Source organism: Roseateles sp. P5_E4, from assembly GCF_054049255.1.
Genome location: NZ_JBFUMS010000001.1, coordinates 459,751 through 486,322, shown reverse-complemented (window position 1 = coordinate 486,322; position 26,572 = coordinate 459,751). Strand labels below are relative to the sequence as shown.

19 protein-coding genes are annotated in these 26,572 nt (G+C 66.3%); 8 read left to right on the top strand and 11 right to left on the bottom strand.

Translation table 11 applies throughout. From position 1 onward, the window contains the following. The first annotated feature begins 65 nt into the window (after window positions 1–65). The 6 genes from ACXJLH_RS02035 to ACXJLH_RS02010 are packed head-to-tail and all read left to right on the top strand — an operon-like array spanning window position 66 to window position 7,753. Window positions 66–1,682, top strand: a complete 1,617-nt coding sequence (locus ACXJLH_RS02035) for an ABC transporter substrate-binding protein (protein WP_457390988.1) — start codon at window positions 66–68, stop codon at window positions 1,680–1,682. A gap of 24 nt (window positions 1,683–1,706) precedes the next feature. Continuing rightward, complete coding sequence (locus ACXJLH_RS02030) at window positions 1,707–2,663, top strand: ABC transporter permease (RefSeq protein WP_457390990.1); 957 nt, start codon at window positions 1,707–1,709, stop codon at window positions 2,661–2,663. A gap of 13 nt (window positions 2,664–2,676) precedes the next feature. After that, complete coding sequence (locus ACXJLH_RS02025) at window positions 2,677–3,546, top strand: ABC transporter permease (protein WP_457442306.1); 870 nt, start codon at window positions 2,677–2,679, stop codon at window positions 3,544–3,546. Next, window positions 3,546–5,174 carry an ABC transporter ATP-binding protein gene (locus ACXJLH_RS02020; protein ID WP_457442305.1) on the top strand — a complete coding sequence of 543 codons (1,629 nt, stop codon included), beginning with the start codon at window positions 3,546–3,548 and terminating at the stop codon, window positions 5,172–5,174. Before ACXJLH_RS02025 ends, ACXJLH_RS02020 begins: the two co-directional genes overlap by 1 nt. 19 nt (window positions 5,175–5,193) lie before the next feature. Continuing rightward, complete coding sequence (locus ACXJLH_RS02015; RefSeq protein ID WP_056197080.1) at window positions 5,194–6,282, top strand: tartrate dehydrogenase; 1,089 nt, start codon at window positions 5,194–5,196, stop codon at window positions 6,280–6,282. 1 nt (window position 6,283) lies between these two features. Continuing rightward, window positions 6,284–7,753 carry an NAD-dependent succinate-semialdehyde dehydrogenase gene (locus ACXJLH_RS02010; protein ID WP_457442303.1) on the top strand — a complete coding sequence of 490 codons (1,470 nt, stop codon included), beginning with the start codon at window positions 6,284–6,286 and terminating at the stop codon, window positions 7,751–7,753. Window positions 7,754–8,032: 279 nt separating this feature from the next. Here ACXJLH_RS02010 and ACXJLH_RS02005 read toward each other — a convergent pair whose 3' ends face one another. The 7 genes from ACXJLH_RS02005 to ACXJLH_RS01975 form a co-directional block, all read right to left on the bottom strand. Beyond that, complete coding sequence (locus tag ACXJLH_RS02005; protein ID WP_457442302.1) at window positions 8,033–8,947, bottom strand: ThuA domain-containing protein; 915 nt, start codon at window positions 8,945–8,947, stop codon at window positions 8,033–8,035. Window positions 8,948–8,967: 20 nt separating this feature from the next. Next, the gene (locus ACXJLH_RS02000; RefSeq protein ID WP_457442300.1) at window positions 8,968–9,840 is read right to left on the bottom strand and encodes an alpha/beta hydrolase family esterase; all 873 of its coding nucleotides are present in this window, start codon (window positions 9,838–9,840) and stop codon (window positions 8,968–8,970) included. Further along, window positions 9,837–11,411, bottom strand: a complete 1,575-nt coding sequence (locus ACXJLH_RS01995; protein ID WP_457391002.1) for a GH39 family glycosyl hydrolase — start codon at window positions 11,409–11,411, stop codon at window positions 9,837–9,839. The genes ACXJLH_RS02000 and ACXJLH_RS01995 overlap by 4 nt, the downstream gene beginning before the upstream one ends. A gap of 26 nt (window positions 11,412–11,437) precedes the next feature. Then, window positions 11,438–13,459 carry a glycoside hydrolase family 2 protein gene (locus tag ACXJLH_RS01990; protein WP_457442299.1) on the bottom strand — a complete coding sequence of 674 codons (2,022 nt, stop codon included), beginning with the start codon at window positions 13,457–13,459 and terminating at the stop codon, window positions 11,438–11,440. Window positions 13,460–14,011: 552 nt separating this feature from the next. Beyond that, window positions 14,012–14,467: a hypothetical protein gene (locus tag ACXJLH_RS01985; RefSeq protein WP_056197069.1), complete on the bottom strand. Its 456-nt coding sequence runs from the start codon at window positions 14,465–14,467 to the stop codon at window positions 14,012–14,014. A gap of 15 nt (window positions 14,468–14,482) precedes the next feature. Beyond that, window positions 14,483–15,406 carry a hypothetical protein gene (locus ACXJLH_RS01980; RefSeq protein WP_457325491.1) on the bottom strand — a complete coding sequence of 308 codons (924 nt, stop codon included), beginning with the start codon at window positions 15,404–15,406 and terminating at the stop codon, window positions 14,483–14,485. 207 nt (window positions 15,407–15,613) lie between these two features. Next, entirely contained in the window at window positions 15,614–18,232 is a 2,619-nt protein-coding gene (locus tag ACXJLH_RS01975) for a DUF2235 domain-containing protein (RefSeq protein WP_457442298.1), read from the bottom strand. A gap of 601 nt (window positions 18,233–18,833) precedes the next feature. Between ACXJLH_RS01975 and ACXJLH_RS01970 the strand changes: the two genes are divergently transcribed. Beyond that, the gene (locus ACXJLH_RS01970) at window positions 18,834–21,200 is read left to right on the top strand and encodes a nitric-oxide reductase large subunit (protein ID WP_457442297.1); all 2,367 of its coding nucleotides are present in this window, start codon (window positions 18,834–18,836) and stop codon (window positions 21,198–21,200) included. A 151-nt stretch (window positions 21,201–21,351) separates the two neighbouring features. Further along, window positions 21,352–21,687, top strand: a complete 336-nt coding sequence (locus ACXJLH_RS01965) for an HPF/RaiA family ribosome-associated protein (RefSeq protein ID WP_056197063.1) — start codon at window positions 21,352–21,354, stop codon at window positions 21,685–21,687. A 94-nt stretch (window positions 21,688–21,781) separates the two neighbouring features. On the opposite strand, the gene ACXJLH_RS01960 is transcribed toward ACXJLH_RS01965, so the two are convergent. The 4 genes from ACXJLH_RS01960 to kaiC are packed head-to-tail and all read right to left on the bottom strand — an operon-like array spanning window position 21,782 to window position 26,440. Further along, window positions 21,782–21,949: a heavy-metal-associated domain-containing protein gene (locus ACXJLH_RS01960; protein WP_457442296.1), complete on the bottom strand. Its 168-nt coding sequence runs from the start codon at window positions 21,947–21,949 to the stop codon at window positions 21,782–21,784. A 21-nt stretch (window positions 21,950–21,970) separates the two neighbouring features. Beyond that, entirely contained in the window at window positions 21,971–24,394 is a 2,424-nt protein-coding gene (locus ACXJLH_RS01955; protein WP_457442295.1) for an EAL domain-containing protein, read from the bottom strand. Next, a complete protein-coding gene (locus ACXJLH_RS01950; protein ID WP_457442294.1) occupies window positions 24,381–24,683 on the bottom strand; it encodes a circadian clock KaiB family protein in 303 nt (100 codons plus the stop codon). The genes ACXJLH_RS01955 and ACXJLH_RS01950 overlap by 14 nt, the downstream gene beginning before the upstream one ends. Then, window positions 24,680–26,440: a circadian clock protein KaiC gene (gene kaiC / locus ACXJLH_RS01945; protein ID WP_162247781.1), complete on the bottom strand. Its 1,761-nt coding sequence runs from the start codon at window positions 26,438–26,440 to the stop codon at window positions 24,680–24,682. Before kaiC ends, ACXJLH_RS01950 begins: the two co-directional genes overlap by 4 nt. Window positions 26,441–26,572 lie beyond the last annotated feature (132 nt).

The following is a 26,572-nucleotide window of genomic DNA, read 5'->3' as shown; positions in this document are numbered from 1 at the left end:
GGCGGCTCTCCCAAGACCCGCCCCGAACTCGTCAACCCCACAGAACACTGAACGAGAAACACACCATGAGCCATCGCCAACCCCTCGAAGCCCTTGTCGGCCCGCAAGACAGCCAGCGCCTGTTCGACGCGCTCAAGCGCGGCGCCAGCCGCCGCGACATCCTCAGCCTGCTCGTCGGGGCGGGCATGCAGGCCGGCCTCGCCGGCGCGCTGGCCGGCACGGCGATGACGGCCCACGCGCAGGCGCCCAGGCGCGGCGGCAAGCTGCGCGTGGCCGGCGCCACGGCCGCGGCCAGCGACACGCTGGACCCGGCCAAGCAGTCCAACCAAGCCGACTACTCGCGCTGCAACATGCTCTACAACGGGCTCACGTCGCTGGATGGCAGCCTGACGCCGCAGCCCGCCCTGGCTGAGCGCTTCGACACCAAGGACGCCAAGACCTGGGTGTTCACGCTGCGCAAGGGCGTGACCTTCCATGACGGCAAGGCGCTGACGCCTGCCGACGTCGTGTTCTCGATCTCGCGACACAAGGACCCCGCCACGGCCAGCAAGGCCAAGGTCCAGACCGACCAGATCGAGAGCATCAAGGCCAGCGGCGCCAACGAGGTGACCATCGTGCTGACCTCGCCGAACGCCGACCTGCCGGTCATCCTGGGCACCTTCCACTTCCACATCGTCAAGGACGGCACGACAGACTTCAACACCGGCATCGGCACCGGCCCCTACAAGCTCAAGGAGTTCAAGCCCGGCGTGCGTTCGGTCGTCGTGCGCAACGAGGCCTACTGGAAGCCCGGCAAGCCCTATCTGGACGAGATCGAGTTCGTCGGCATCAGCGACGAGAACGCCCGCGTCAACGCGCTGCTGTCGGGTGGCATCGACCTCGTCGGCGCCGTCAACCCGCGCTCGCTGGCACGCATCGCCGGCACGCCGGGCTTCGCCGTGTTCAAGACGCAGTCGGGCCAGTACTCCGACCTCACCATGCGGCGCGACACCGGCCCTGGCGCCAACCCCGACTTCGTGCTGGGCATGAAGCATCTGTTCGACCGCGAGCAGATGAAGAAGACCATCGCCCTCGACCAGGCCGTCATCGGCAACGACCAGCCCATCGACCCGACCAACCGCTTCCACTTCGCCGGCCTGCCGCAGCGCGCCTTCGACCCCGAGAAGGCGAAGTTCCACCTGAAGAAGGCGGGCGTCTCGAGCGCCGTGCCTGTGGTGTGTTCGCCTGCGGCGCTGTACTCGGTCGAGATGGCGCTGATGCTGCAGCAGACGGCCAAGGAGGTCGGTCTGGACATCGACGTCAAGCGCATGCCGGCCGACGGCTACTGGTCCAACCACTGGCTGAACAGCGCGGTCGGCTTCGGCAACGTCAACCCGCGGCCAAGCGCCGACATGCTGCTGACGCAGTTCTTCAAGTCGGATGCGCAGTGGAACGAGTCGCGCTGGAAGAACGAGAAGTTCGACCAGCTGCTCGTTGCCGCGCGCGGCGAGACCGACCTCGCCAAGCGCCGCCAGATGTATGCCGACATGCAGACGCTGATCCACCAGGAGGCCGGCATCGGCATCCCGTTGTTCCTGGCCAGCCTGGACGGCCACAGCACCAAGGTCAAGGGCCTGTCGCCCATCCCGCTCGGCGGGTTGATGGGCTACAACTTTGCCGAGAACGTCTGGCTCGCCGCCTGACACCCCCACCGCACAAGGCATCCTATGAACGGGATCATCCTCAAGCTGCTCGCGCAGCGCGTCGCGTTGTCGCTGCTGTCGCTGCTGGCGGTGTCGGTGATCGTCTTCGCCGTGACGGCGGTGCTGCCCGGTGACGCCGCCCAGGAGCAGCTCGGCCAGGACGCCACGCCCGAGGCGCTGGCGGCACTGCGGGCGCAGATGGGCCTGGACGCCTCGGCCCCTACGCGCTACCTGCGCTGGCTGGGCGGCCTGGCGCGCGGCGACTTCGGCAAGTCCGTCACGGCCTACCAGCCGGTGGCCGAGCTGATCGGCTCGCGGCTGCCCAACTCGCTGCTGCTGGCTGCCATCACGGCGCTGTTCTCGGTGCCCATCGCGCTGGCGGCCGGCATCGCGTCGGCGGTGTGGCGGGGCTCGTGGTTCGACCGTGCCGCGTCCACGGCCTCGGTGGGCGTCGTCTCTGTGCCGGAGTTCCTGATCGCGACGTTGGCGGTGCTGGTGTTCGCGGTGCAGCTGCGCTGGCTGCCGGCGTTGTCCTATGTCAACGACATCGAATCGATGGGCCAGTTGCTGAAGGCCTTCGCAATGCCGGTGCTGACGCTGACCTGCGTGATCGTCGCCCAGATGATGCGCATGACGCGTGCGGCGGTCATCGACCAGCTGGAGGCGCCCTATGTGGAGATGGTTCGCCTGAAGGGCGCCTCGTCGCTGCGCATCGTCATGTGCCACGCCTTGCCCAACGCCGTCGGCCCGATCGCCAACGCGGTGGCGCTGAGCCTGTCCTACCTGCTGGGCGGCGTGATCATCGTCGAGACCATCTTCAACTATCCCGGCGTGGCCAAGCTGATGGTCGACGGCGTCGCGCAACGCGACACGCCACTGGTGCAGGCCTGCGCCATGCTGTTCTGCAGCGGCTATCTGATCCTCGTCACGGCCGCGGACATCTGCGGCATCGTCGCCAACCCGCGGCTGCGTCACCGCTGAACGGAGCACAGGCATGACCGTCATTTCCATTCCCCTGCCGGCCGGGCGGCCTGCGGCCTGGCGCCGCCGGCTCGCGCAGTTCGGCCCGTCGGGTCTGCTCGGCCTCGTGGTCCTGACCTTCTGGGTCCTGGCCGCACTGTTCGGCCCCGCGCTGCTGGCCCGCACCGGCGCCCAGGGCGGTGGTGCCGTGTTCGCACCCATCAACGCTCATCACTGGCTGGGCACCGACTACCTCGGCCGCGACATGCTGGCCCGCGTCATCGAAGGTGCCCGCTACACCGTCGGCGTGGCTCTGGTCGCCACACTGCTGGCCAGCGGCACGGGCACCTTGGTGGCGCTGCTGGCGGCCGCCAGCGGGCGCTGGATCGACGGGACCTTGAGCCGCCTGCTGGACACGCTGACGGCCATTCCGAGCAAGATGTTCGCGCTGCTGATCGTGGCCGGCTTCGGTTCGTCGGTGCCCGTGCTGATCCTGACGGCCGCCGTTATCTATGTGCCGGGTGCCTACCGCATCGGCCGCTCGCTGGCCGTGAACATCAATGCGATGGACTACGTGACCGTGGCGCGCACGCGCGGCGAGGGCACCTGGTATGTGATGCGGCGGGAGATCCTGCCCAACATCCTTGGGCCCATGTTGGCCGACCTGGGGCTGCGCTTCGTCTACGTCGTGCTGCTGCTGGCGTCCTTGAGCTTCCTCGGCCTGGGCGTGCAGCCGCCGATGGCGGACTGGGGTTCGCTGGTGCGCGAGAACATCGGCGCGCTGGCCGATGGTGGCGCCTCGGTGATTGCACCGGCCGGGGCAATAGCCAGCCTGACCATCGCCGTGAACCTGGTGATCGACAACCTGCCGGGTCGCAAGGCCCGCGAGAGGGGAGCACGCTGATGGGCAGCCTTGTTGAAGTGAGCAATCTGACGGTCACAGCCGGCGACGCGACGCTGGTCGACGCGCTGTCGTTCACGATCCACCCCGGTGAAGTGCTGGCACTGATCGGCGAGTCCGGTTCGGGGAAGACGACCACGGCGCTGGCCCTGATGGGCTATGCGCGTCAAGGCTGCCGCATCGCGGCGGGGCAGGTCCGCATCGGCGATGTCGACGTGCTCAAGCTCGACCCGCGCCAGCTGCGTGGCCTGCGCGGCCGCAAGGTCACCTACATCGCGCAGAGCGCGGCGGCGTCGTTCAACCCGTCGCGCACCATCCTCGACCAGGTCGTGGAGCCGGCGACGCTGCACGGCACGCTGTCGCGCCCGGCGGCTGAACTGAAGGCGATTGCGCTGTTCCGCGAGCTGGCGCTGCCCGATCCTGAAGGCATTGGCGCGCGCTACCCGCACCAGGTGTCAGGCGGCCAGCTGCAGCGGCTGATGGCGGCGATGGCGCTGATCACCGACCCCGATGTTGTCATCCTCGACGAGCCGACCACGGCGCTGGACGTAACCACGCAGGTCGAGGTGCTGCGCGCCTTCAAGCGGGTGGTGCGCGAGCGCCAGGTCACGGCGGTCTACGTCAGTCATGACCTGGCGGTCGTGGCCCAGATGGCCGATCACATCCTGGTGCTGCGCGGTGGCTGCATGCAGGAGCTGGGTGGCACCGACCGTGTGATCAGCCAGCCAGCGCATGAGTACACCCGCGAACTGCTGGCCGCCGCACGGCCGGTGGCGCGCGATGCGGGCCATGACGCCGGCAGCACGCCGACGCTGCTGGAGGTCAGCGGCCTGAGCGCCGGCTACGGCGCGCGGGATGCCCAGGGCCGGCCGCGGGTGTGCATCCTGCAGGACATCGACCTGCGGCTCGAGCGCGGCCAGGCCGTGGGCGTCATCGGCGAATCGGGCTCCGGCAAGACGACGCTGGCCCGCGCCGTCGCGGGCTTGCTGGGACTGAGCGCCGGCACCATCCGTTTCGACGGCCGGCCCCTGGCGCCAACGCTTGGCGCACGCAGCAAGGAGGACCTGCGCCGCATCCAGATCGTCTTCCAGTCGGCCGACACGGCGCTGAACCCGTCGCAGACCATCGAAAGCATCCTCGCGCGGCCGCTGCAGTTCTACCGCGGCATGAAAGGTGCTGCCCTGCAGCGCCGCATCGCCGAGCTGCTGGACCTGGTGAAGCTGCCGGCCAACGTCGCTGGCCGCCTGCCCGGCGGGCTGTCGGGCGGCCAGAAGCAGCGTGTCAACCTGGCGCGGGCGCTGGCCGCCGAGCCTGAGCTGCTGCTGTGCGACGAGGTCACCTCGGCGCTGGACACCGTCGTCGGCGCTGCCGTGCTCGACCTGATCGCCGAGCTGCGCCGCGAGCTGGGCTTGTCCATCCTGTTCATCAGCCATGACCTGCACACGGTCCGCGCGGTCTGCGACGAGATCGTCGTCATGCGGCATGGCTGCAAGCTGGCCCAGGTGGCGCGGGCCGACTATGACCGCGGGCCGCACCACCCCTACTACGAGCAGCTCGCGCGAGCCGTACCCGAACTGCGGCGCGGCTGGCTTGAAGAACTCGACTCGCCGCGGCCCGTGCTGGTCGCCTGACAACGACGAAGGAAAACCCATGATGAACACGTTCCGAATCGCCGCCATCGCCGGCGACGGCATCGGCAAGGAAGTGATGCCCGAGGGCCTGCGCGTGCTGAGGGCCGCAGCCGATCGCTTCGGTTTCGCCCTCGAACTGCGCGAGTTCGACTGGGCCAGCTGCGACTGGTACGCGCAGCACGGCCAGATGATGCCGGACGACTGGAAGGAGCAACTGGCCGGCGTCGACGCCGTCTATTTCGGCGCCGTCGGCTGGCCGGCGACCGTGCCCGACAACGTCTCGCTGTGGGGCTCTCTGCTGAAGTTCCGGCGCGAGTTCGACCAGTACATCAACCTGCGGCCGGTGCGGCTCTTCGAGGGCGCGCCGTGCCCGCTGGCGGGGCGCAAGGTCGGCGACATCGACTACGTCGTCGTGCGCGAGAACACCGAAGGCGAGTACACCAACCTCGGCGGCGTGATGTTCGCTGGCACCGAGCGCGAGATCGTCATCCAGGAGTCGGTGTTCTCGCGCCACGGCGCCGACCGCGTGCTGCGCTACGCCTTCGAGCTGGCGCGCTCGCGCCAGCGCAAATCGCTCACCGTGGCCACCAAGAGCAACGGCATCGCCATCAGCATGCCCTGGTGGGATGCGCGCACCGACGAGATGGCGCGCCAGTACCCTGACGTGCAGGTCGACAAGCAGCACATCGACATCCTTTGCGCCCGCTTCGTGCTTCAGCCGCAGCGCTTCGATGTCGTCGCCGCGACCAATCTGTTCGGCGACATCCTCAGCGACCTCGGCCCGGCGACCACCGGCACCATCGGCCTGGCACCGAGCGCCAACCTCAACCCGGAACGCCAGTTCCCGTCGCTGTTCGAGCCGGTGCATGGTTCGGCGCCCGACATCTATGGCCGCCGCATCGCCAACCCGATCGCCATGATCTGGTCGGGTGCGCTGATGCTCGACTTCCTGACGCAAGGGCAGGGCGCCGGCCGCGCAGCGCACGACGCCATCGTGCGCGCCATCGAGGACGTGATCCTGCGCGGGCCACGCACGCCCGACCTTGGCGGCGACGCCCATACCGAAGACGTCGGCCAGGCAATTGCCAATCGAGTGAAGGAATTCTGAAATGCCGTTGACGATTCAACATGACGACCTGCTGCCCGGCCGCAACTTCATCGCGGGGCAATGGCGCGAGGCGCTGGAGGGCCAACGTTTCGGGGTGACCGACCCGGCGACCGACGCGGTGTTCGCCACCGTGCCGGACAGCGGTGCTCTCGACGCCGCTGCGGCGCTTGAGGCGGCCCACGCGGCGTTTCTGATCTGGCGTGCGGTGCCGGCCAAGCAACGGGCGCAGATCCTCAATCGCTGGAACGCACTGATCCTCGCGCACCAGGACGACCTCGGCCGTCTGATCTCGCGCGAGCAGGGCAAACCGCTGGCCGAAGGGCGAGGGGAGGTCGCCTACGCTTCGAGTTATGTGGAATGGTTCGCTGCCGAAGCCACGCGTGCCAACGGCGACGTGATCCCCGCGTCGGTGCCCGGCCGGCGCATGTTCGCGCTGAAGGAACCGGTCGGCGTGGTCGCCGCGATCACGCCCTGGAATTTCCCCGCGGCGATGATCGCGCGCAAGATCGCCCCTGCGCTGGCCGCCGGTTGCACCGTGGTCTGCAAGCCGGCCGAGGACACGCCGCTGACCTCGCTGGCGCTGGTCAAGCTGGCCGAGGAGGCAGGCGTCCCCGCGGGGGTGCTGAACATCGTGACAGCCTCGCGTGAACGCACGCCCGAGGTCGTCGATGTCTGGCTCGACGACCCGCGCGTGCGCAAGATCACCTTCACCGGCTCCACACCAGTGGGCAAGCATCTGGCGCGTCGCGCCGCCGACACGCTCAAACGGCTGTCGCTGGAACTGGGTGGTAACGCGCCTTTCATCGTCTTCGAGGACGCCGACCTCGATGCCGCCGTCGAGGGCCTGATGGTGGCCAAGTTCCGCAACGGCGGGCAGACCTGCGTGAGCCCGAACCGGGTGTTCGTGCAATCGCCCGTGCACGACGCCTTCGTCGAGAAGCTGGCCGCTCGCATCTCGGCGCTCAAGGTCGGCCCGGCCAGCGACCCGGCCTCACAGATCGGGCCGATGATCAACGCGAGGGCCGTCGACAAGATCGAGCGCCATGTGCAAGACGCCGTCGAGCGCGGTGCGGCCACGCTGGTCGGCGGCGCGCGGCTGCCGGCCCTCGGACCGAACTACTTCGCGCCGACGCTGCTGGTCGGCGCCGACGGCGGCATGGCCTGCGCCTGCGAGGAAACTTTCGGACCACTGGTGGCCATCACTCGCTTCGAGACCGAAGCCGACGTGATCCGCGCGGCGAACGACACACCCTTCGGCCTGGCGGGCTATTTCTATGCCACCGACGTGCGGCGCATCTGGCGCATGGCGGAGGCCCTGCAGACCGGCCTGGTGGGCGTCAACGAAGGCGCGCTAGCTGCCGAGGCGGCACCGTTCGGCGGCGTCAAGGAGTCAGGCTATGGGCGCGAGGGCTCGGTGCACGGCCTGGACGACTACATGCACCTGAAATACGTGTGCCAGGGGCAGCTTTGAGGTCATACCTTTTCTGCAAGGCCGCCTTTCAAATGCTGTGTCCGGTGACGCCGGCACTGGCCGCAAAGATCAACGTGGTGCGTCTTTGCTCGAACGCCGCAGGAAGGTTTGCTATGGGCAGCAGCGCTCCTGCATGTAGCTGATCTGCAAGCGGCAGCAGCGTGGGCGGGGACGTGTTCCGATCGGCCGCGAGGGTGTTGTCTACCGCCCATGTCCCTGCGCGTCGATGAACTCGACGGCTTTGCCGACGCGGACGTAGTCCAGGACGGGTACCCGCCGTCAGGGTCGCAGCGAGGTGGCGTCTGGCCCGGGGAAGTCGGCCGGCAGCTGGGTGTCGGGGTTGCGCCCCGCCAGCCATTTCAAGGCACGCGGCATGACGGTCTGGAAGGCGGCGCAGCGCATGCCCGGCGATGCGCCCTGGCCGAACCAGACATGCCCGTAGGCGGACACGAAGACGCGGCCCCGGCCGTACCTCACGGTCCATTCGACGGGGAACTGCCGGCCGTCCACGCCGTCGTGTGCATAGGCGATCACGTCGACGTTGCGGGCCGGGCCGCGGGCGTAGCGGTAGACCTCCATGTCGGCGGCCCGCCAGCTGCGCGGCAGTCCGGCATGGATGGGGTGCTGGCCGCGCTGGTGCACGAGCGTGTCGGTGCGATCGCCGTGCCAGGTGTCGTCGCCGTCACCGGCCGGTACGGTCTGCAGTGTCTCGTCCTCGCGCACCAGCAGCGCCGAGCCGAAGTGCTTGTCGCGCCAGCCCAGGCCGATCATCTCGTTGTACTGCGGCCACTCGGCGAAGGCATTGTTCGCCTCGTGGTACACGTAGAAGCCGCCACCGCCGCGCACGAAGGCCTCGAAGGCGCGCTGCACTTCGGCCGGCCAGCCCGGCTTGCCGCCGAGGTTGTTGTAGCCCGACAGCACCACGTCGTAGCGCGTGAAGTCGGGCCGCCAGCGCGCCCAGGCGGCGGGGTCGCTTGCATCCGGTGGCGTGATGGACACGTCCACCTCGAACGCGCCGTCGCGGGCGAGGATCTCGCGCACCAGTGCCAGCCGGCGTGGCCAGTCGTGGTTGCTGATGCCCTCGATGATGAGCACCCGGATGCGCGGGGCTTCGGCGGCGCGCGTCAGCAGTGGCAGGCCGGCCGCTGCCAAGGCCAGTGCGGTGAACAGGAAGGTCCTTCGGTCACGTCCCATGGAAGCACCCGACGGCCGCGCTAGAAGCGGTCGAAGAAGGCCTTGGTCTCGGCTGCCGAGAAGCCGGGCGGCCAATGCCCGCCGGTCGCGTGGCCGCACCAGACGACCGGCTTGCCCGCGCTGCAGCCCTGGTACTCCACGCAGCCGTTGCTGCCGATGGGCTTGGTGGTGGCACTGCAGCTGTTGCGGGCCAGGAAGGTGTTGCGGGCATCCTCGCCGGCGGAGTAGGGCACGACGTTGTCGTCCATGGCGTGGTCGAAGATGGCGGCGACGCGATGCGCCGAACTGCCGCATCCACTCCACAGCGAGCCGGACAGCGGGGCGATGGCTCGCACCACGTCACCCATCTGGCAGCCGATGGCGTTGGACATCATGCCGCCGAAGCTGAAGCCGGTGGCGAACACCCGTTGCGGGTCGGTGCACACGCCTTGCTGGACCTGGCTGATCATGCTGCGCATGAAGCGGATGTCGCGGTCGCCGTCGTTGGCCCAGCCGGCATCCAGGCCTTGCGGGGCGATGAAGATGGCGTTGTTGCCGTACAGCGGCTTCAGCCCGAAGAAACCGCCCCAGGTATAGACATCGTTGGCACTGCCGCCGCGCCAGTGCAGGCCGATGACGACGGGATAGGTCTTGTTGCGGTCGTAGCCGGCCGGCATCTCGATCCAGTAGCTGCGCTGGACGTTGTCCGACGTGATCGACTGGAGGCCGGTGCTGAACTTGGCCGTGATGCCGCAGCCGGCGCTGCCGGTGGCGACTGGTGCCGGGGGTGGTGGCGTGGGCGTTGGCGTCGAGGAACTCTCGGACGCCGAGCCACCGCCACAGGCGGCGAGCGCACAGAGGAGCAGGAAGGCGCCCAGCACTCGCCGCGCCACCGTCGAATGCAGCCGCCTCATGGCTTGACGGGCTCCACCGTCACCAGCGCGATGTCGTTGCTGCGCATGGTCAGCTTCCACTGCAGCTTGCCGTCTTTGCCGACCTTGACGATGCGGTCCGCCTCGGGCTGGTCCTCGGTGAGGCTTTGCAGCTGGGCCAACTGTTCGGCGCTCAGGTCCTTGGGCGCTCCCATTTCGAGGTAGGCGGTGTAGGCGTCATTGACCTTGTGGCCGGTGCGGCGCACCAGCACGCGGTAGTTGCCGGCGCTGACGTTGCGCAGGTTCAGCGTGACGGCGGGTGCCGGGCCGTTGGGCACCGGCTTGCCGAAGAAGACGCCGTTGCTGTTCTTCTTCTGGTCCGGATGCTGCCAGTCCCAGACCACCACGGCGGCCTTGCCGCCATCCACGGCAGCCAGCACCTTGTCGTCCTTGCTGGGCACCTCCTTGCCGCGCAAGGCGTTGAGGTATTTGTAGGCGAACCACGCCGGCTTGCGCACGCCGTCGCGCGTCATCAGGCCGAAGCCGCCATGGAAGGCGCGATCCGGCGGGCCCGGCTCCTCGAACAGGTCGCTGTAGGTCCAGTAGCTCATCGCCTGCGCGTAGCCGCGCGCGCCGCGCAGCTTGGTCAGGATCCACGGTGCGCTGATGTAGCTGTCATGCACCTTGTCGCGCGGGTTGTAGCTGGTGCTCCACTCCGTGATGTACAGCGGGATGCCGGGGAAAGCCGAGGCCTCGATCTCGCTGCGGTTGCGGCGCACGTCGCCAATGATGGAGTTGGCGTCGGGGGCCAGGATGCGGTCGGATTGGCCGTATTCGTCGAGGAAGCCCTCGGTCACGCCGTAGGTGTGGGTGGTGACGAAGTCCACCGGCACGCCTTGCTGCTTGGCATAGGCCAGCAGCTCGGGCACCCAGGCCGCGCCGGCAGTGGACGGGCCGCCCACCTTCAGCGCCGGGTCGACCTTCTTGAGGGTGCGCGCCGTGTTGGCGTAGAGCTCGAAGTAGGCCTTCTGGTCGGCCTTCTCCCAGAAGCCGTCCAGGTTGGGTTCGTTCCAGACCTCGAACGGCCACTTGCGCACTTCTTCGGCGCCGTAGCGCTGGATCAAATGGCGCGCGAAGGCATCGATCAGCTCGGCCCAGGGCCCCGGCTGCGGGTGCGAGGTGTTGCCCTTCCAGTGGAAGATGGTGAGGTTGGAGGTCGTCATCACCTTGGGCGAGAAGCCCAGTTCGATGAAGGGCTTGATGCCGCGGGCGAGCAAGGCGTCGTACAGGCGATCGATGCCGGTCCAGTCAAACACCAGCTTGTCGCCTTCCTTCTTCACGGTGCCGTAGACGTCGTGGAAGACGTCGTGGAAGCGCACGGAGCGAAAGCCCAGTTCATCGACGGCGGTCTTCAGCTGTGCGAGGTTCTCCGGGCGACCCGTGGTGCCGACATAGTCGGAGCCGACCGCCAGATCGAAGAAGCGATCGACTGGCGCTTTGGCCGCGGCGATGTCGAGGTCGACCTTGCGTTCGGCCGGGCCGGCGGCGCCCGCCTGGGCGCACAGGCTCAGCGCCAGCACGGCGGCAGAGAGGGAAGTCAGGCGTTTGATCATGAGGGTGGGGCGGCGCGGGATGGCGTTCAAGGTTGGATGTCCCATTCGATGCTGTCGGTGGCGCCGCGCTCATCGCGCACGCGCAGGGTGGTGCGGCCCGGCGCCAATGGCACCGCGGGCCAGGCGGCGATGCGGTCGACGACGGGCACGGTGCCCATCGGCTTGCCATTGACTTCCAGGCTGGCCTGGCGGCCGTTGCTGTAGGCCTTCACGGCCACGGTGCCCGCGGGCCGCGGGCTGGCGCGGCGGTTGGCCAGGTGCAGCACGGGCTCGCGCTGCCACCAGGCCTGCCAGAGCAGGAAGGCGTCCTTGCGGAAGAGCCGGTCGTAGGTGACGAGGCCCTTGTCGTTGACGCCGGGGGCGTCGCCTTCGTTGCGGCCTGCCGAGGCATGGTCAAAGCCCAGCCAGACGAAATGACCCCACAAGAAGGGGCGCGCCGAGAGCTGGCGGGCATAGGCCTCGTGGAAGAGGGCCTGGTACTGCTCGGGGTGCCAGCGCGCGCCCGGCTGCGGCCGTTGCGGCGGGTCTTCCTGCTGCAGCACGCTGGCGCCGGCGCCGTATTCGCCCAGGCCGATGGGCTTGGCCGGCAGCTTGGCATGCAGGCGGTCCGCCCAGGGGCCGATGTCGGTGAATTCGCCGTCGTACCAACCCCAATAGCGGTTGTAGGAGGCCAGGTCGGTCTGCAGCGCCATGGGATGGTCGTCCGGCGCGCAGCAGTGCGCATAGGTCGTCAGGCGTGCCGGGTCTTCCTGCTTGGCCAGGCGGTGCAGCTCGCCGAGCAGGTTGCGGATGGCGTCGTCAGAACGGTAGACCTCGTTGCCCACGCCCCAGACGGCCACCGACGCGTGGTGGCGGTTCTGGCGCACCAGCTCGCGCAGCTGCTGGAACAGGTTGTCGCGGAAGGCCGGCGCCTCGCTCATCGCCGCGTTGAGCGGGATCTCGGTCCACAGCACCAGGCCGAGTTCGTCGGCGCGTTCGTAGACGCGCGGTGGGTGCTGGTAGTGCACCAGCCGCAGCCCGGTGACGCCGAGCTCCATCAGGATGCGCAGGTCCTCGTCGACCTCGGCATCGCCCACGGCCACGCCGTGGCCGGGGCGGCCGGGGTGGAAGTAGTTGACGCCATGCAGCGGGTAGGGCTTGCCGTTGAGCAGGAAGCCGCGCTGCGGGTCGACGGCGACCTGGCGCAGGCCCAGCGGCAGCTGCACGCTGTCGCGCACGCTGGTGCCCTGGAGCAGTTCGGCGCTCAGACGGTAGAGGTAAGGGTCGAACACGCCTTGCCACAGGTGCGGCTTGGCTACGTTCAGCTGCACGCTTGCGTCGTCGGCTGCGCCGGCCGGCAGCTCCACCGCCTGGCTCTGCTGCAGCACGGTGCGGCCCGCGGCGTCGCGCAGTGTCAGGCGCAGCAGGCGCCGGGCGGGCAGGGCGCCGTCGTTGCGCAGCTGCACGCGCACCTTCAGCTGTGCGGCCGCGGAGGTCAGGGCCTCGGTGTCGACTTGAACGCCAGGGCCGCCGTGGTCGAGCAGCTCGATGTGGGCGTCGTCGGTCTCGATGAGGCGCACCGGCCGTACCAGGCCGCCGAAGACGGTGAAGTCGCCGCCGAGCGGCGCTACCTGCGGCAGCGCGCCGTTGTCTACGCGCACGGCAAGCAGGTTGCGGCCGGGGCGGAGCAGGTTCGTGATGTCGAAGCGAAAGCGCGCATAGCCGCCGTCGTGGCGGCCGGCGCGCTGGCCATTGACCCAGACCTCGGCGGCCATCGTGGCGGCGTCGAACTCCAGGAACTGGCGCCGGCCCGCGGCTACGGCCGGGCGCTCCAGGACGCGTCGGTACCAGGCGGCGCCGCGGTAGTAGGCGCCACCCGCTTCACCGTCGACGGCATTGAAGCTGTGCGGCAAAACGACTCGCGTCCAGGTGGAATCATCCAGTTCGGCCGCCGCCTTGGCGTCTCCAGCCTGGAAGCGCCAAGGCCCGTCAAGCAGAAGCTGTTGACGCTGCGCCATCACGGGCATGGCTGTCAACATCACCGCCAAGGCCAGTGACAACTGCTGCATTGCCCGCCCCAACAGGGCGTGCCGAATTCTTCGAGACTTCGTCATGGGGTTCTCTGCAAGGGCCGGTCGGGCTGACCCTGGAAGCGCACCTTTGCTGACGCGTGGAAGAAGTTGGTCATCAACGAGGACATAAGTTTTTGATGGGAGCATCAGGAGCATGAACACAACAGGCAGCAAGTATCGGAAGTGTAGGAACCCAATTCGAAAGCGCTCTATCGCAACACCGCGTCAACCACCTGGTTTGGCGACAATGTGCATTATGTAAAACCAATGACGTACGGCGCCCATGAGGAACTTCAGCTTGCCAAATAGCAGCGCCAAGCTGAGCCCTTGACGCGCAATTCGCGTTTACGTCGCCGTCGGTGCTGAAGCAGCCGACGAGGTACAGCATGCCCTCCATGCTGGCTCAGGCCAGGAAGAGCCAAGTCGCCTCGAGAAAAAACGTCGTAGTACTGCGGCCCAAGTGCTCGCAGCAATGGCTTCATCCTGCGCTACCTCCCACAAAGGCGCCAAGAAATCGACGCACTCGGTCCCTCGCAGCGACTACTCCACTTATTTAAGCGCTTCCTTCAAGGTCTCCGCACCTTCCACGATCGTCTTGCCGTTGCCCGTCAGCACCGCTGCAGCGAAGTCGATGACGGCGCCAATCTTGGCGAGCTTGGCCTTGACGCTCTTGACCTTGGCAATCACCTGCTGTGCCGCGTCGACCGCCGACTTGATGTGCTCAGCTGAAATCTTCGCTTCACCTGCTTGCAAGAGGATGCTCAAGCCGGTGAGAGCGGTAGCTTTCGCTGCAAGGCGGTCTTGTGTCGCCAGGACGGCGTCGATGACCTCCTGCGCGGTCGCCTTCTTCAAATCCTCATTGAGCGCATCAAGCTGGTCGTTCAGGAACGTTCTCAACGAGGCCAGCGAGGCTTCGTCAAGCTGATCCCCGACCTGGGCTACCGCGATGAGTTGCTGCTCAGGCCCGGAAGTGCCTGTGGATTCATTGTTCGCTTCGGTGCTCATGCTCTGTTCCTGTGCTTAAAAGCCCGCCTCGATGGCATCCCGAGCCTCAAGTGTCTTGGTCCGGAAGTCGTCCAACTGGTTCAGCAGCGCACGCGGGTCCGACTTGAGCGCCTCTTGCTGAAACACCGGCACAGAGACAATCCAGGCGTCGATGGCGGCGACGATCTTGGTGGGCACATCGCCGGCTTTGCCCGCCTTGGCCAGGCGGGAGTCGATCGCCTTCGAAGTCACCCCGATCTGCCGGCGCAGTTCCGCTGTTCGGATGGGCTCCGCTACGGCCATGGGTTTCCCCATGCCCACACTGATCTCGCTGCCCCGCGTCACGCGCGCGGTCGTGGTCAGCCAGCCGTCGTAGTTGGACTGCTGGGCCTCGTCGACAAAAAAGCTTCGCAAGACGCGCGCGTTGGCCACGAGGTCCGGCCCTGCGGCCACCAGCCGCCGGATGCCGTCCTCTCGCTCGGCCTTCACAAGGACATCAGCGAGCAGCGACAACACGCTGGCGACAGCGGTGACCTTCTTTGGATTGACGATCGAAGCGCCGTCCTTGTCCTTGAGTGCGCTCAACTTCTTGGCCGTTCCCTGAATGGAACTGCGAACCTCGAACTGCTTGTCGTCAACCATCGCTAGCAGGGTCTTGGCGTAGAGCTCCAAGGTGTCGACAGTGACCTCCTGGAACGCAACGGTGGCGTCACCCGTCAACCCACAGCTCTTCTTGAGCGCCTTGGCACCTTCTACATCGCCCGTTGGCGTTGATTCCGACAGCAAGACGCGCACGTCCGCCGCGTCATTGCACAGCTTGGCGACCTGCTGAATCTCCTGTCGAACGGCACCCGTCATCTTCGTGGTCTCACCGGCGAAGTTGGTGATCGCCTTGTAGTTGGCGCAGCCTGCCAACGCCAGGACGGCCAAGGCCGCAATCGCACGCAATGGCACGCTCATGTCTCACTCCCCTTTGAGCCTGTAGGCCTGTGAATGATCGGCGGCGCTGGGGGAAGGCTCATCCCAAAAGTTAATGAGGCCGCCAACAAATTCCCCCGAGGCAAACTCATGCACCAGAAGGCGGCAAGCTCGACGCGCCGCAACAGGTGAATGGACGCCGCTGCACGTCGGAGCGCGATGCCGGCACGCGGTCCGGGCATCGCACGCTCAATGCCTGCGCGGACAGTTTTCGCCAGCCGGCGCCGGCGGGGTGGCCTCGGCGGTGCTCGCGGCCGAGGCGGACGGCGAAGGCCCCACGGTCACGGCCGCCGAACCGCAGTTGTTGCTGTAGAACCAGTTGGCAATGTAGGGGACCGGCACGATGGCGTCGCTGAGGTACAGGAACAGCTCACCGTCGCGCGACGCCGTGAACGTCAGCTTCGCCTTGCCAGAGCCCTTTTCAATAGGCTGCGTCTTCAAGGCCGGCTCGACGTTGCCGCGCTGGCCGATGCGAATCATGGGAACAAAGTAGTCGACATCCCATGAGCGCTTGATGAGCGCAAAGAGGTTGTGCGGCCAGCCCCGTGCCTTCAGCCCCGCCACGCTGGCCTCAACGCCCTTGTCGTACCAAGGCGGGCTGGCGCCGGTGTCCAGCTCGATTTCATACGACTGGTCCGCCTTGACGGAAAGGCCCGTGGCCCAGCAGACCTCGCTCGTGTCGAAACGCGCCTTAGGAGCAAGGGGACTGTCGCCGACGTCCCGTAAAGATTTTGAAGGCGTGCAGAACGCTCCCGCCGAGTCCGCGCTGCGCGCGACGAAGTGGCTGACGCCGCCCACGATCAGGTACAGCAGCGCCAACGCAAAGATCAGCGGCACGATGCCCCGGGAAATCAGCCAGGCCGCGCCAATCAGGAACGGGTTGTTGCGCAACACCCGGGCCACCTTCAGCGTGGGCGTGCTGGGCACGTGGCCGTCGATGACCTTCTCGATCCGCTGCTGGACGCGCACCCGCCAGAGCAGGACCGCCAGCAGGGCTACAACCAGCAGCTTCAGAACCGGGCTGACATCGGCCCATGTTTGCCACTTGGTGTATGCAAGGACCACCACCACCACGACGCCCAGGAGCGCCGCCGCCTTGAGGGTGGAGTTCTTCGCCGAGTCGCGGACCCAGGTCACGTAGTCCTCGCGCCGGTCAGCATGCCAGGCAAACCAGGCACGGTCATGAACGCGCTGCCGAAGGAAGTTGCTGACCTGGAACAGGCCCCCCACCATCGCGATGACGACCAGCATCCCGAACGGCTGCTCGCAGAAGGCCTCGACCCAGCTTCTGGCCCAATTGGGCGCCAGCTCGCGCAACTGCGGCCTCCAGGGCTCGACGATGCCCTTCAAGGTCTCGTTGATCCCGTCCGATGTAGCCTCCGCGCGGCCGCCCAGCTGTTCGTTGGCCCGGCCAAGCGTTTCAAACATCGCCGCGGCGAATTTCTTGGCGTCCAACGGATAAATCACCAACGCCAACGTCGCGAACAAAAACGCGAAATACGCGACCCGGCGCAACCAGACGGTGTCGCGGATCTGTTCCACCATGCCTTGCAAGGGCGCGCCGATCTTTTCGATGGCCACCCTGACCTTCTCGGTCCTTGATGCCGCCACGCTGGCCTGCGCCGTCGTGGACTTGGACAGCTTCATGCCCCGGTCCTCGAACCCCACCATGGGCAGCAGCGAGCCGTCCGGCGCCAGCACATCAAACTCGGCGGGCAGCGCGATCGGCGCGTAGGCATCCGAGCCGTAGGCGATGCGCGCGATAACGCTGCCATGCACGATGGCGCGGATGGGCTGGCCCGTGGTCTTGTCCATGCCCATGTCCACGCGCCGCGGCGCGTAGCGGTAGTACGAGCCTGCGCCCGCGCGGGCGTCGTACAGCCGGGCAAAGGGCGACTTTTCCTGGGCCACCTCCTGCACGGTTCGCGCGTCCAGCCGCAGGCCTGCATCACTGGCCTGGCTGATCATCCAGTCCAGCGTCACCAGCGATTGCTGGTCCTCCGGGTAGCCGCCACCCACGTTGGAGTGGGCGCCGGAGAACCACACCTGCGTCAACCGGTCCGGCGGCACCTTGTTCGCGGCGACCAGCGCAGCCTCGTGAGCCTCATCGAAGAGGATGGGATGGAAGGTCTGGCGCTCGTCATCCAGCGACAGCGCATGGCAGGCGCGCTGGACTTGCACGCTCAAGTGATGGTCCTTTGACACCATGGGCCAGATCAGCAGCGAGATTCCCCACTTGAGCTCGTCCACTGGCATCCCATACGCCGCCACGGTGTCCCACAGGCCAAGGAAGCGGATAGGGACCTTGCGCCGCTCCGGCGGCAAGTCCTGAATGTGGCGCCTGCCGGCGAGCGTCGAGGGCAGCAGCAGCAGGTCGCGCAGCCGGCGGCCCAGCCAGACGATGGGGCTCCAGGACGGATAGGTCTCGTTGCGGTAGCGGCGGTACGCCGCCAGCGCGTGCGCATGCAGTTCAGACTCGGACCGCCCCTGCACCAGGCCCTGGCTCTCGATCAGTGCGACCACCACGCGAATGGTGTATGCGCCCCGGCTGAACCCGAAGCCGTAGATCTCGTCGCCCGGCTCCCAGACCCGGCAGACGAACTTGTAGAGGTCGATGACGTTGCGCTTGAGGCCGTAGCCGAACGCGCCGCCCAGGGCGGCCAGGTATTTGTTGGACGACGTGCCCACGCCGTCGTCATAGTGCGCAAGCTGGTCGGGCTCGGTCTGGTCCAGTGCCTGGAAGATGCGCCAGACATTGGTCTTTTCCGCCTTGGCGGAACTGTTGCCCGTTCCGTCCGAGCACAACACGAGTCTCTTTGGCATGTCCCCTCCCACTCCCAACAATGAATCGACGCCGGCGGCGCCACACACTGGCCTTTCAGGCCGCTGCGGCTAATTCGGCCACGCCTGCACGCGTGAGTCGCCGTTCTGCACGTGATAGTCGAACGCGAGTGCCACGCCCAGCTCCGAGACCAGCTGGGCTTCTTGGCCGTGGCCGCGGCCGGCACGAAGGAGGCGTCATAGGCGCGGTGCATCCGTAGCCGCTTCACGACAGGCGCTTCACCCAGCTGGGCGAAAGCATCTTTCCATTCGAGCGGTACGGAGGCCTTGTCCGGGCCGGAGCTGATACTGTGGGAGTCCAATCGCAAGGCCAACACCGAGCGCCGATTTCAGCGCTCGGAACTCCAAATTGCCCACGGCGCGATCTCCCAGTATTGCGTTCATGGCACTCCCCTCCCCTGGGCCTGATTTCATTCGGCCTCTCTCAGGAAGGCATCCCCAACACTGTGGAAGGGCTGGCGCGCTCCCACTACTAAACGGTGATGGGCACTCGCTGGCCCAAGCCAGCCGCGTAAAACGGCCGCGTGCGTCTGCTGGCGCACATACACCAGGCTGAAGGGCGTGCACGATGGCCGGCAATGTCCGCCCGCTGGGAACCATCATGAATGAAGCTGCGCTGCCTCTGACCGACGAGGACGACGGCCCCTTGTCGCCATGGTGGGTCCGCACCGTGTTGATCGTGATGGCGCTCGGCTTTGCCGGCCTCATCGCAGTCACGTTGCTCGCCTACCGCAATGCACCGCCCATCCCCGCGCAGGCGACGGACCTTGCAGGCTCGCTGCAATTCAGCGGCGACGACATCGCAGAGGGCCAGGCCGTGTTCCTGAAATACGGGCTGATGGCCAACGGCAGCATCTGGGGCCACGGCGCTTACCTTGGGCCAGACTACGCGGCCGCGGCCTTGCACCGAATGGGCGAAGTCACGGCCCAGTCCATCGCGCTGGCGCGTCACCAGCAACCCTTTTCGGATCTGACGCCGTCTCAGCAGGCGGCGGTGCGCGCCGAGGCGGCGGTCGAGCTGAAGACCAACCGCTACGACCCCGACACCGGGGTGTTGCGGCTGACCGCCTCGCAAGCGACGGCTCATCGAGAGCTGATCGAGCACTGGACCCGCTACTTTCACGACCCGGCGCTCAATGGGGGGCTCTCGGCCGACCTGATCACGGACCGCGCGGAGCTGAGGCAGTTCACCGCCTTCGTCAGCTGGGCCGCGTGGGCTTCCGTCGCCGTGCGGCCGGGCGAAAGCTATTCCTATACCAACAACTTTCCCTACGACCCGAACGTTGGCAACCGGCCGGTCGCCGGAGCCCTGTTCTGGAGCGCCCTGAGCCTCGTGGTGCTGTTGGCCGGGATCGCCGTGGTGCTGCTGGCCTTCGGCAAGTTCGATTACCTCGGCTGGGTCACCCGGGGCCACAAGGTCAGGCCGCAGCTGCTGCCGGGCCAGTCCAGCGACGGGCAGAAAGCGTTGGTCAAGTTCTTCGTGGTGGTCGCCGTACTCTTGCTGGGGCAGACGCTGGTCGGCGGCGGTGTCGCACACTACCGCGCCGACCCGGGCAGCTTCTACGGCTTCGACCTCGAACGCATCTTTCCCAGCAATCTGCTGCGAACCTGGCACCTGCAGCTGGCGATCTTCTGGATCGCGACCGCCTATGTCGCTGCGGCGCTGTTTCTCGGGCGTTCACTGCGCAAAGACGAACCGCGCTGGCTCGCACCGTTGACGCACGTGCTCTTCGCTGCGTTCGCCCTGGTGATTGGCGGCAGCCTGCTCGGGGAATGGCTGGGAATCTCGCAGGTGCTTGGCGATTGGTGGTTCTGGCTCGGCAACCAGGGCTGGGAATACCTCGAACTCGGCAGAGTGTGGCAATACCTTCTGGTGGCCGGCCTCTTCGCGTGGTTCGCACTGCTGTGGATCTTGGTGCGGCCCAACGCGCTCGCGAACCCCACGGTGCGGCCCATCGTCAGGATGTTCCTGGTCGCCGCCATCGCGATTCCGCTGTTCTACATTCCGGCGCTGTTCATTGGTGCCAAGGCCAACTACACGGTGGTCGACACCTGGCGCTTCTGGATCATCCATCTGTGGGTCGAAGGCTTCTTCGAGTTCTTCGCCACGACCGTGGTGGCGCTCACGTTCTTCCAGCTCGGCCTGGCTCGCCGCAATGTGGCCTTGCGTGTGATCTATCTCGACGCGATCCTGTATTTTCTCGGTGGCCTGATGGGCACCGGCCATCACTGGTACTTCACCGGCCAGAGCAACTTCAACATGGCCTTGTCAGCCTTGTTCTCGGCCCTCGAGGTGGTTCCGTTGACCTTGCTGACGCTCGACGCATGGGACTTCGTGCGCACCACGCGCGGCGTGCGCGACGCCACGGGCAAAGCCATCGAGATCCCGCACAAGTGGGCCTTCTATTTCCTGATGGCGGTCGGCTTCTGGAACTTCGTCGGCGCGGGGATGCTCGGCTTCCTGATCAACCTGCCGATCGTCAGCTACTACGAAGTCGGCACGCTGCTGACGCCCGCCCACGGGCACTCGGCCATGATGGGTGTCTTCGGCATGCTGGGGATCGCGCTGATGGTCTTCGTGCTGCGCCAGACCAGCAATGACGCACGTTGGCCTGCGATCGAAAGGTATGTCCGGGTCGCGTTCTGGGGCACCAACGGCGGCTTGGCGCTGATGGTGGGCCTGAGCCTGTTCCCGGCGGGGCTGCTGCAGCTGTGGGACGTCCTGCACAACGGCTACTGGCATGCCCGCAGCCTGGACTACATCGCCAGCGAACGTTCGCAGCTGCTCGAATGGATGCGCATGCCGGGCGACGTGGTGTTCATCGTGTTCGGGGCCGTGCCGCTGGTGATCGCGTCGGTCAAGGCGTACCTTGGCGTGCGGGAGGGCGCCAAGTCGATACGCCCATTGCTCGTCCCCGCGAAGCTGCCGGTGTAGTGCTTGTGATCGCACCCTCCCCGCTCGCTGCAGGCATGACGAGCACGGTACGCGACCGTGCGACAGCGCACGGACCCGGACGATCGCACCGCACAAACTAGGGCTGACCGCTCCGGCCGCACAAACGCTTCGCACGACTTTGAAGGACTCCATGCAGATCTTGCTCCACACGGACCCCAACACCGACGGCAGCGCGGCGATGACCGACCATCTCGACGCGGTCGTCAATGCCGCACTCGGGCGCTTTGGCGAACGCGTCACGCGCGTCGAAGTTCATCTGTCCGACGCGAACAGCCGGGCCAAGTCTGGAACCGACGACATTCATTGCATGCTCGATGCACGGCTCAGCGGCGAAGAGGCCATCGTCGTGAACGACAGCGCCGCCAACGCGCACCAGGCCATCGCCGGGGCGGTGCACAAGCTCAAACGCGCAGTCGGTGCTGCGATTGCCAAGCATCATCCACGGCATCAACCCGTGCACCCCTGACGGCCTTCGCTTCGTCGCTGCCGGCGGCGAAGCGCCGACGCGGCGTCACGGACCTGGCTCCTGATGCGTGGCGCAGAAAAGGCTGTCCTTCATATCAGCGAGCGAAGCGTCGGGCCGTGGCGCTGTGGGCTTCCATCTCGACCACATGGGCATGGAGGTCGATCTGCACCACCGCGCGTGGGTCGACTTTCCGCAGCGCCCTCGTCACAGCGGCGACGCAGCGGGCGTTGATCATGTCGCTCACCCGAAATGCAACCATCATGACGAGTCTGAAGTGCCGGATTCATGCATCGAGCCGATCTGCGCCGCCCGCTGGCGGATCAAGATAGAGCGCCTCGAAGGCATCGCAGGGCAGTGGCCGGCTGAACAGATAACCCTGCATCTCATTGCAGACCAGCTCCTGCAACAAGCGCCGCTGCGCCTCGGTCTCCACGCCTTCGGCCACCACGTTGAGCTTCAGAGAGTGCGCGAGCGTGATGATGGTCGAGACCAGTGCCAGGCCTTCCGAGCTGGTGGTCATGTCGACGACGAAGGAACGGTCGATCTTGAGTGTGTCGACCGGCAATTTGGACAGATAGCTCAGCGACGAAAATCCGGTACCAAAGTCGTCGATGGCGACGCGAACGCCCATCGCGCGGATCGCGCGCAGGCTGCTGATGCTATGCAGCACGTCCTCCATGATCAGGCTTTCTGTGATCTCCAACTCCAGGCCGGCCGCTGCCTGCGGGTCGATGCTGATGGCTTGCTCAACCTCGGCGATGAAGTCGCGATTGCGCAGCTGCAGCGGCGACACATTGACAGCGATACGCACGGCTGAAAAGCCGTCGCGGCGCCAGCGCAGATAGTCGCTGACTGCACTGCGCAGGGCCCAGCGCCCAACCTCGTAGATCAGACCGGTCTCTTCGAGGATCGGAATGAACTGGGTCGGCGGTACCAGACCCGTGCGTGGGTCATTCCAGCGTATCAAGGCCTCGGCGCCAGTCAGCAAGCCGCTGCGCAGATCGACCTTGGGTTGGTAGTGAAGTACGAATTCCTCGTTCTCCAGCGCCTGTCGCAGCTGGTTCTCCAGTGCCAGCTTGCTGGCTACCGAGGCGGTCATCTGCGGCGTATAGAACAGGTAGCGGTCACCGCTGGATTTGGCCTTTTTTAAGGCCGCCTCGGCGTTCTTGAACAAGCTCTCGGCGCTGGCGCCGTCGTCCGGGAACACCGCGACACCCACCTTGACGGAGATGCGGAACACCGCCTCATTGAGCGGGAAGGAATGGTTCAAGAACGCCATCAAAGTCTGCTCCAGCAGCTGCCGTACGCCGCCCAGGCGCGTGACACGCGGCAGCACCGCGGCGAAGCGGTCCGAACCGATGCGTGCCACCAGACCAGCGTCGCCCATTTGCTGAACCAGCCACGCGGCGACCTGACGCAACAGTTCGTCGCCGGTCACCTGGCCCAGGCTGTCGTTGATATTCTTGAAGCGTTCGAGATCGAACAGGAACACGGCCATGGGGTGGCCGCCGGCGATAGCGGCGAGCAGATGCCATGTCACCCGATCAAGGAACAGCGTGCGGTTCGCCAATCCGGTCAGCACGTCGAAATAGGCGAGGTACTCCAGCCGCTCCAGTTTCTCGATATGGTCAAGCGCGAAGGAGATATCGCCGGCCAGCGCCTGCAATAGCTGCATTTCCTGCGCATCGAATATGCCGGCTTCGCCCGAAAACAGCGCCATGACTGCCCATGGCTGCCCGTGCAGCGTCAAAGGGAAATAGCCAAATGATCGGTAGCCCCGGCCCCGCAGCTCGGCGCGGAATGGCGCCATCGCCAGGTCGCTCTCGATATCGTTGCAGATCACTGGCTGCGATGACCGAAGCGCTCGGCAGGCCGGCCGGTCGCTGCTCGGTGCGTCTACGCGGGCACTCGGCGGGATAGGGTTGACATTGCCTGGCTCGCTGCCGTACGAGGCGACTGCCTTGCATTCCAGGGTCAAGGGATCCATGACGCCGATCCAGGCCATCTTGAAGGCGCCGAGCTCGACCGCCAGCCGGCACGCCTCGCGGAACAACTCGTCGTGACCGCGCACGCGCACGATCAGCGCATTGATGCCACTCAACATCGCATAGACGCGGTTCAGGCGCCTGATCCTGCTTTCGCCGATCTTCTGCTCGGTGATGTTGAGGTGCATGACCACCACGCCATTCGGGCGCTGCTGGGCCAACGGCGTCACTGTCAGCAAAAACCACCTTTGCTCGGTCGTCGAGTCACAGGGGTACTCGATCGAAAAGCTCTTCGCTCCTTCCATCAGCACCGCACGTATGCCCGCTGAGACGATGGGCCCCTCGCTCCCTCCGTCGCCTATCGCGTCATCGCACACCTTCAGGTAATTGACACCGACCGCATAACGTGGCCCCTGCAGCGCGTTCGCGGTGGCGAAGCAGCGCCACGCCTCATTCACCGCAACGATGGATCCCTGTGCATCGAGAACGGCGATATGGGCGGGCAGAGCATCGAGAATCGCGGCCTGCTTCACCGCCTCGTTGTGGCGTGAGTGCTCCTGGGAGCGGCGCAGCAGGGAGGTCCGACCAAGTTGGTCAGTCACGGTGTCCACCTCGCCCCCGGTCAGTTCCTCCAGCCTTTGTTCGATCGCATGGAAAGATTCGATCAGCCTGGCGATCTCCTCGCTGACATCGTCAGCCGGCGGTAGCTCATTCGGCTTCATGGCTGCCGCCTTCCGGCAAACCCAGGGCCTGCAGCAAGGGCTGGGCCTGGCTGAGCGTGCCGACGATGCGGCGCGTTGGCGAAGGCGAGAGCTTGAGCAGCGTGGGCGTCATCAGCACGCCGGCCGCCATTGCCAGCTTGGGTTCCCGGAACACGTCGACCACCTCGATTTCATGCCGCTTGGGCAGATGAACGCGGCATAGGGCCGACAGATTTTCGAGTGCCTGCGCCGAGTTCAGCGCGTCGCCGGCAACGTAGAGCCGGAACTTGAACAAGCTGCGGCGGTTCATAGAGTGCTCGCTTTCGTGACAGCCTTGGCTGCCGGTTTTGCGGCATCGGCACCGCGCAGTTCGCGCATGCGGGTATGGCCGCGTGACAGTTCGCGCTCGCTGCTTTCGGTGGCGCTGGCCAGCAAGGCCTTTTCGACCTGCTTTGCAACCAGCTCGGTCTGCAGCGATTTCACTCGCACCTCCAGCTCGGCCTCTTCGGCATCCAGCCTGACGCGCTTGAGTTTGCGGGCGACCTCGGCGGCGTCGGTCGACGAACGCTCGGCGCGTTCCTTTTCCCAGCGCAGCGTGCCCATCAGGACTTCGCCGCCGGCGGTGTAGGTATCGGTCAGGGTCACGCCGGAGTCGCTGAGGATCAACTCGCGCACCTGGTTCGAATGCGCCGTGCCGCGTGATTTGATGATGGACAGGCCACGATTGCGCTCGCCCGCCTGCACCAGGTAGTCGAGATGGATCCAGGTGTCCGCCACCGCCGAGATCTGCAGCGGTGAACCGCCCTCGGCCAGACTGGACATCTCGCCCAGCAAACGGGTGCAGATCAAGGTGATGCCTTCAGATTTCGACCAATCGATCAACCGTTCGGCCACGCTGTGGGCGGTCAGGTAGTTGCCCGATTCCGACCATGTGGAGACCGGATCGATGACCAGGCAGCGAGCCTTGTGTTCGGCCGTCAGCGTCTTGATGCGCATCAGATAGGTCTCCGCGCTGCCAGCGATGGAGCGGGCCGAGACCATGCGCAGCAGACCGCTTTTCTTGTATCGGTCGAGGCGGATGCCCACCGATGCCAAGTTGCGCGCCACCTCGGAGCCATCCGAATCGAAGCTGACGAACAATGTGCGTTCGCCGCGCCCGCAGGCAGCCTCGGCGAATGCGCCGCTCAGCGTCGTCTTTGCGGTGCCCGAGAAGCCGGTGATCAGCACGCTGGCGCCACGGTAGTAGCCGCCGCCCAGCATCGTGTCCAGACGCGCGACGCCGCTGGATACGCGCTCGCTGCTGACTTTCACGTCACCGCGATCCTGCGCCCGCGCGACGGCGACCTCGAAGCCACCATTGCCGATCACGAACGGCGACTCGTCCTCGTCGAAGCGCGAGCCGCGGTACTTCTGCACCCGCAGATTTCGCTGCGACACACCTTGAACGACATCGTGATTGAGGATCACCGCGCAGTCGACCATGAACTGCATCAGGCCGAACGGTTGCGGGCCGCTCGAGTTGCTGTGACTGCTGTCATCGCCGCCGGCTTTGGCGGTGATCAGGCCAGTCAACTGGCGCGCCAGCAGCCACTCATGCAGCCGGTAGATCTCGCGCCGCTTGGCCGCCGCGTCGGGCAGCAATGCCAGCACGATGTCGAGGGCATCGAAGACGATGCGACGCGCCTTCATTTCGTCGGCCTTGGCCCCAAGAACCGCCAACATACCGCTCAGGTCGAAATCGCCGGACTGCACCAGATCGGGCAGCGGCTGGGCATTCATGAAGAACAGCCGCTTGCGCTGAAGCTCGGGCAGATTCCAGCCGAAGCTGCCCGCGTTGGCGACGATGCGCTCGATGTGCTCCTCGAACGCGACAAAGATTCCAGACTCCTTGCAGGCCTGCGCGCCGTGCGCAAGGAATTGCAGCGCGAAAATCGTTTTGCCTGAGCCAGGCCCGCCGACCAGCAAGGTTGTGCGACCGATCGGCAATCCGCCGCCGGTGATGTCATCGAAGCCACCCACGCCGGTCGATGCCTTGCCCGGTGCGGCCTCCGTTCGCGCGACTCTCACAAGGCCTTCCGCATCAAGATCTGACGCGCATGGCACCGCGCGCGCTGCATGAAGGACCCTACGGCATGGTCACCCAGATGGGCGCAAGAGAGTCTTGCTGACATGGTCTCTCCCTGTCGATTTGAACGGGAA

Excerpts from the sequence above, each read along its gene's own strand:
- ACXJLH_RS02035 (WP_457390988.1), top strand. The coding sequence starts at position 66 with ATGAGCCATCGCCAACCCCTCGAAGCCCTTGTCGGCCCGCAAGACAGC.
- ACXJLH_RS02005 (WP_457442302.1), bottom strand. The coding sequence starts at position 8,947 with ATGGGACGTGACCGAAGGACCTTCCTGTTCACCGCACTGGCCTTGGCA.
- ACXJLH_RS02020 (WP_457442305.1), top strand. The coding sequence starts at position 3,546 with ATGGGCAGCCTTGTTGAAGTGAGCAATCTGACGGTCACAGCCGGCGAC.
- ACXJLH_RS01995 (WP_457391002.1), bottom strand. The coding sequence starts at position 11,411 with ATGATCAAACGCCTGACTTCCCTCTCTGCCGCCGTGCTGGCGCTGAGC.
- ACXJLH_RS02030 (WP_457390990.1), top strand. The coding sequence starts at position 1,707 with ATGAACGGGATCATCCTCAAGCTGCTCGCGCAGCGCGTCGCGTTGTCG.
- ACXJLH_RS01990 (WP_457442299.1), bottom strand. The coding sequence starts at position 13,459 with ATGCAGCAGTTGTCACTGGCCTTGGCGGTGATGTTGACAGCCATGCCC.
- ACXJLH_RS02010 (WP_457442303.1), top strand. The coding sequence starts at position 6,284 with ATGCCGTTGACGATTCAACATGACGACCTGCTGCCCGGCCGCAACTTC.
- ACXJLH_RS01985 (WP_056197069.1), bottom strand. The coding sequence starts at position 14,467 with ATGAGCACCGAAGCGAACAATGAATCCACAGGCACTTCCGGGCCTGAG.
- ACXJLH_RS02015 (WP_056197080.1), top strand. The coding sequence starts at position 5,194 with ATGATGAACACGTTCCGAATCGCCGCCATCGCCGGCGACGGCATCGGC.
- ACXJLH_RS01960 (WP_457442296.1), bottom strand. The coding sequence starts at position 21,949 with ATGATGGTTGCATTTCGGGTGAGCGACATGATCAACGCCCGCTGCGTC.
- ACXJLH_RS01980 (WP_457325491.1), bottom strand. The coding sequence starts at position 15,406 with ATGAGCGTGCCATTGCGTGCGATTGCGGCCTTGGCCGTCCTGGCGTTG.
- ACXJLH_RS01965 (WP_056197063.1), top strand. The coding sequence starts at position 21,352 with ATGCAGATCTTGCTCCACACGGACCCCAACACCGACGGCAGCGCGGCG.
- ACXJLH_RS02025 (WP_457442306.1), top strand. The coding sequence starts at position 2,677 with ATGACCGTCATTTCCATTCCCCTGCCGGCCGGGCGGCCTGCGGCCTGG.
- ACXJLH_RS01950 (WP_457442294.1), bottom strand. The coding sequence starts at position 24,683 with ATGAACCGCCGCAGCTTGTTCAAGTTCCGGCTCTACGTTGCCGGCGAC.
- ACXJLH_RS02000 (WP_457442300.1), bottom strand. The coding sequence starts at position 9,840 with ATGAGGCGGCTGCATTCGACGGTGGCGCGGCGAGTGCTGGGCGCCTTC.
- ACXJLH_RS01970 (WP_457442297.1), top strand. The coding sequence starts at position 18,834 with ATGGCCGGCAATGTCCGCCCGCTGGGAACCATCATGAATGAAGCTGCG.
- ACXJLH_RS01955 (WP_457442295.1), bottom strand. The coding sequence starts at position 24,394 with ATGAAGCCGAATGAGCTACCGCCGGCTGACGATGTCAGCGAGGAGATC.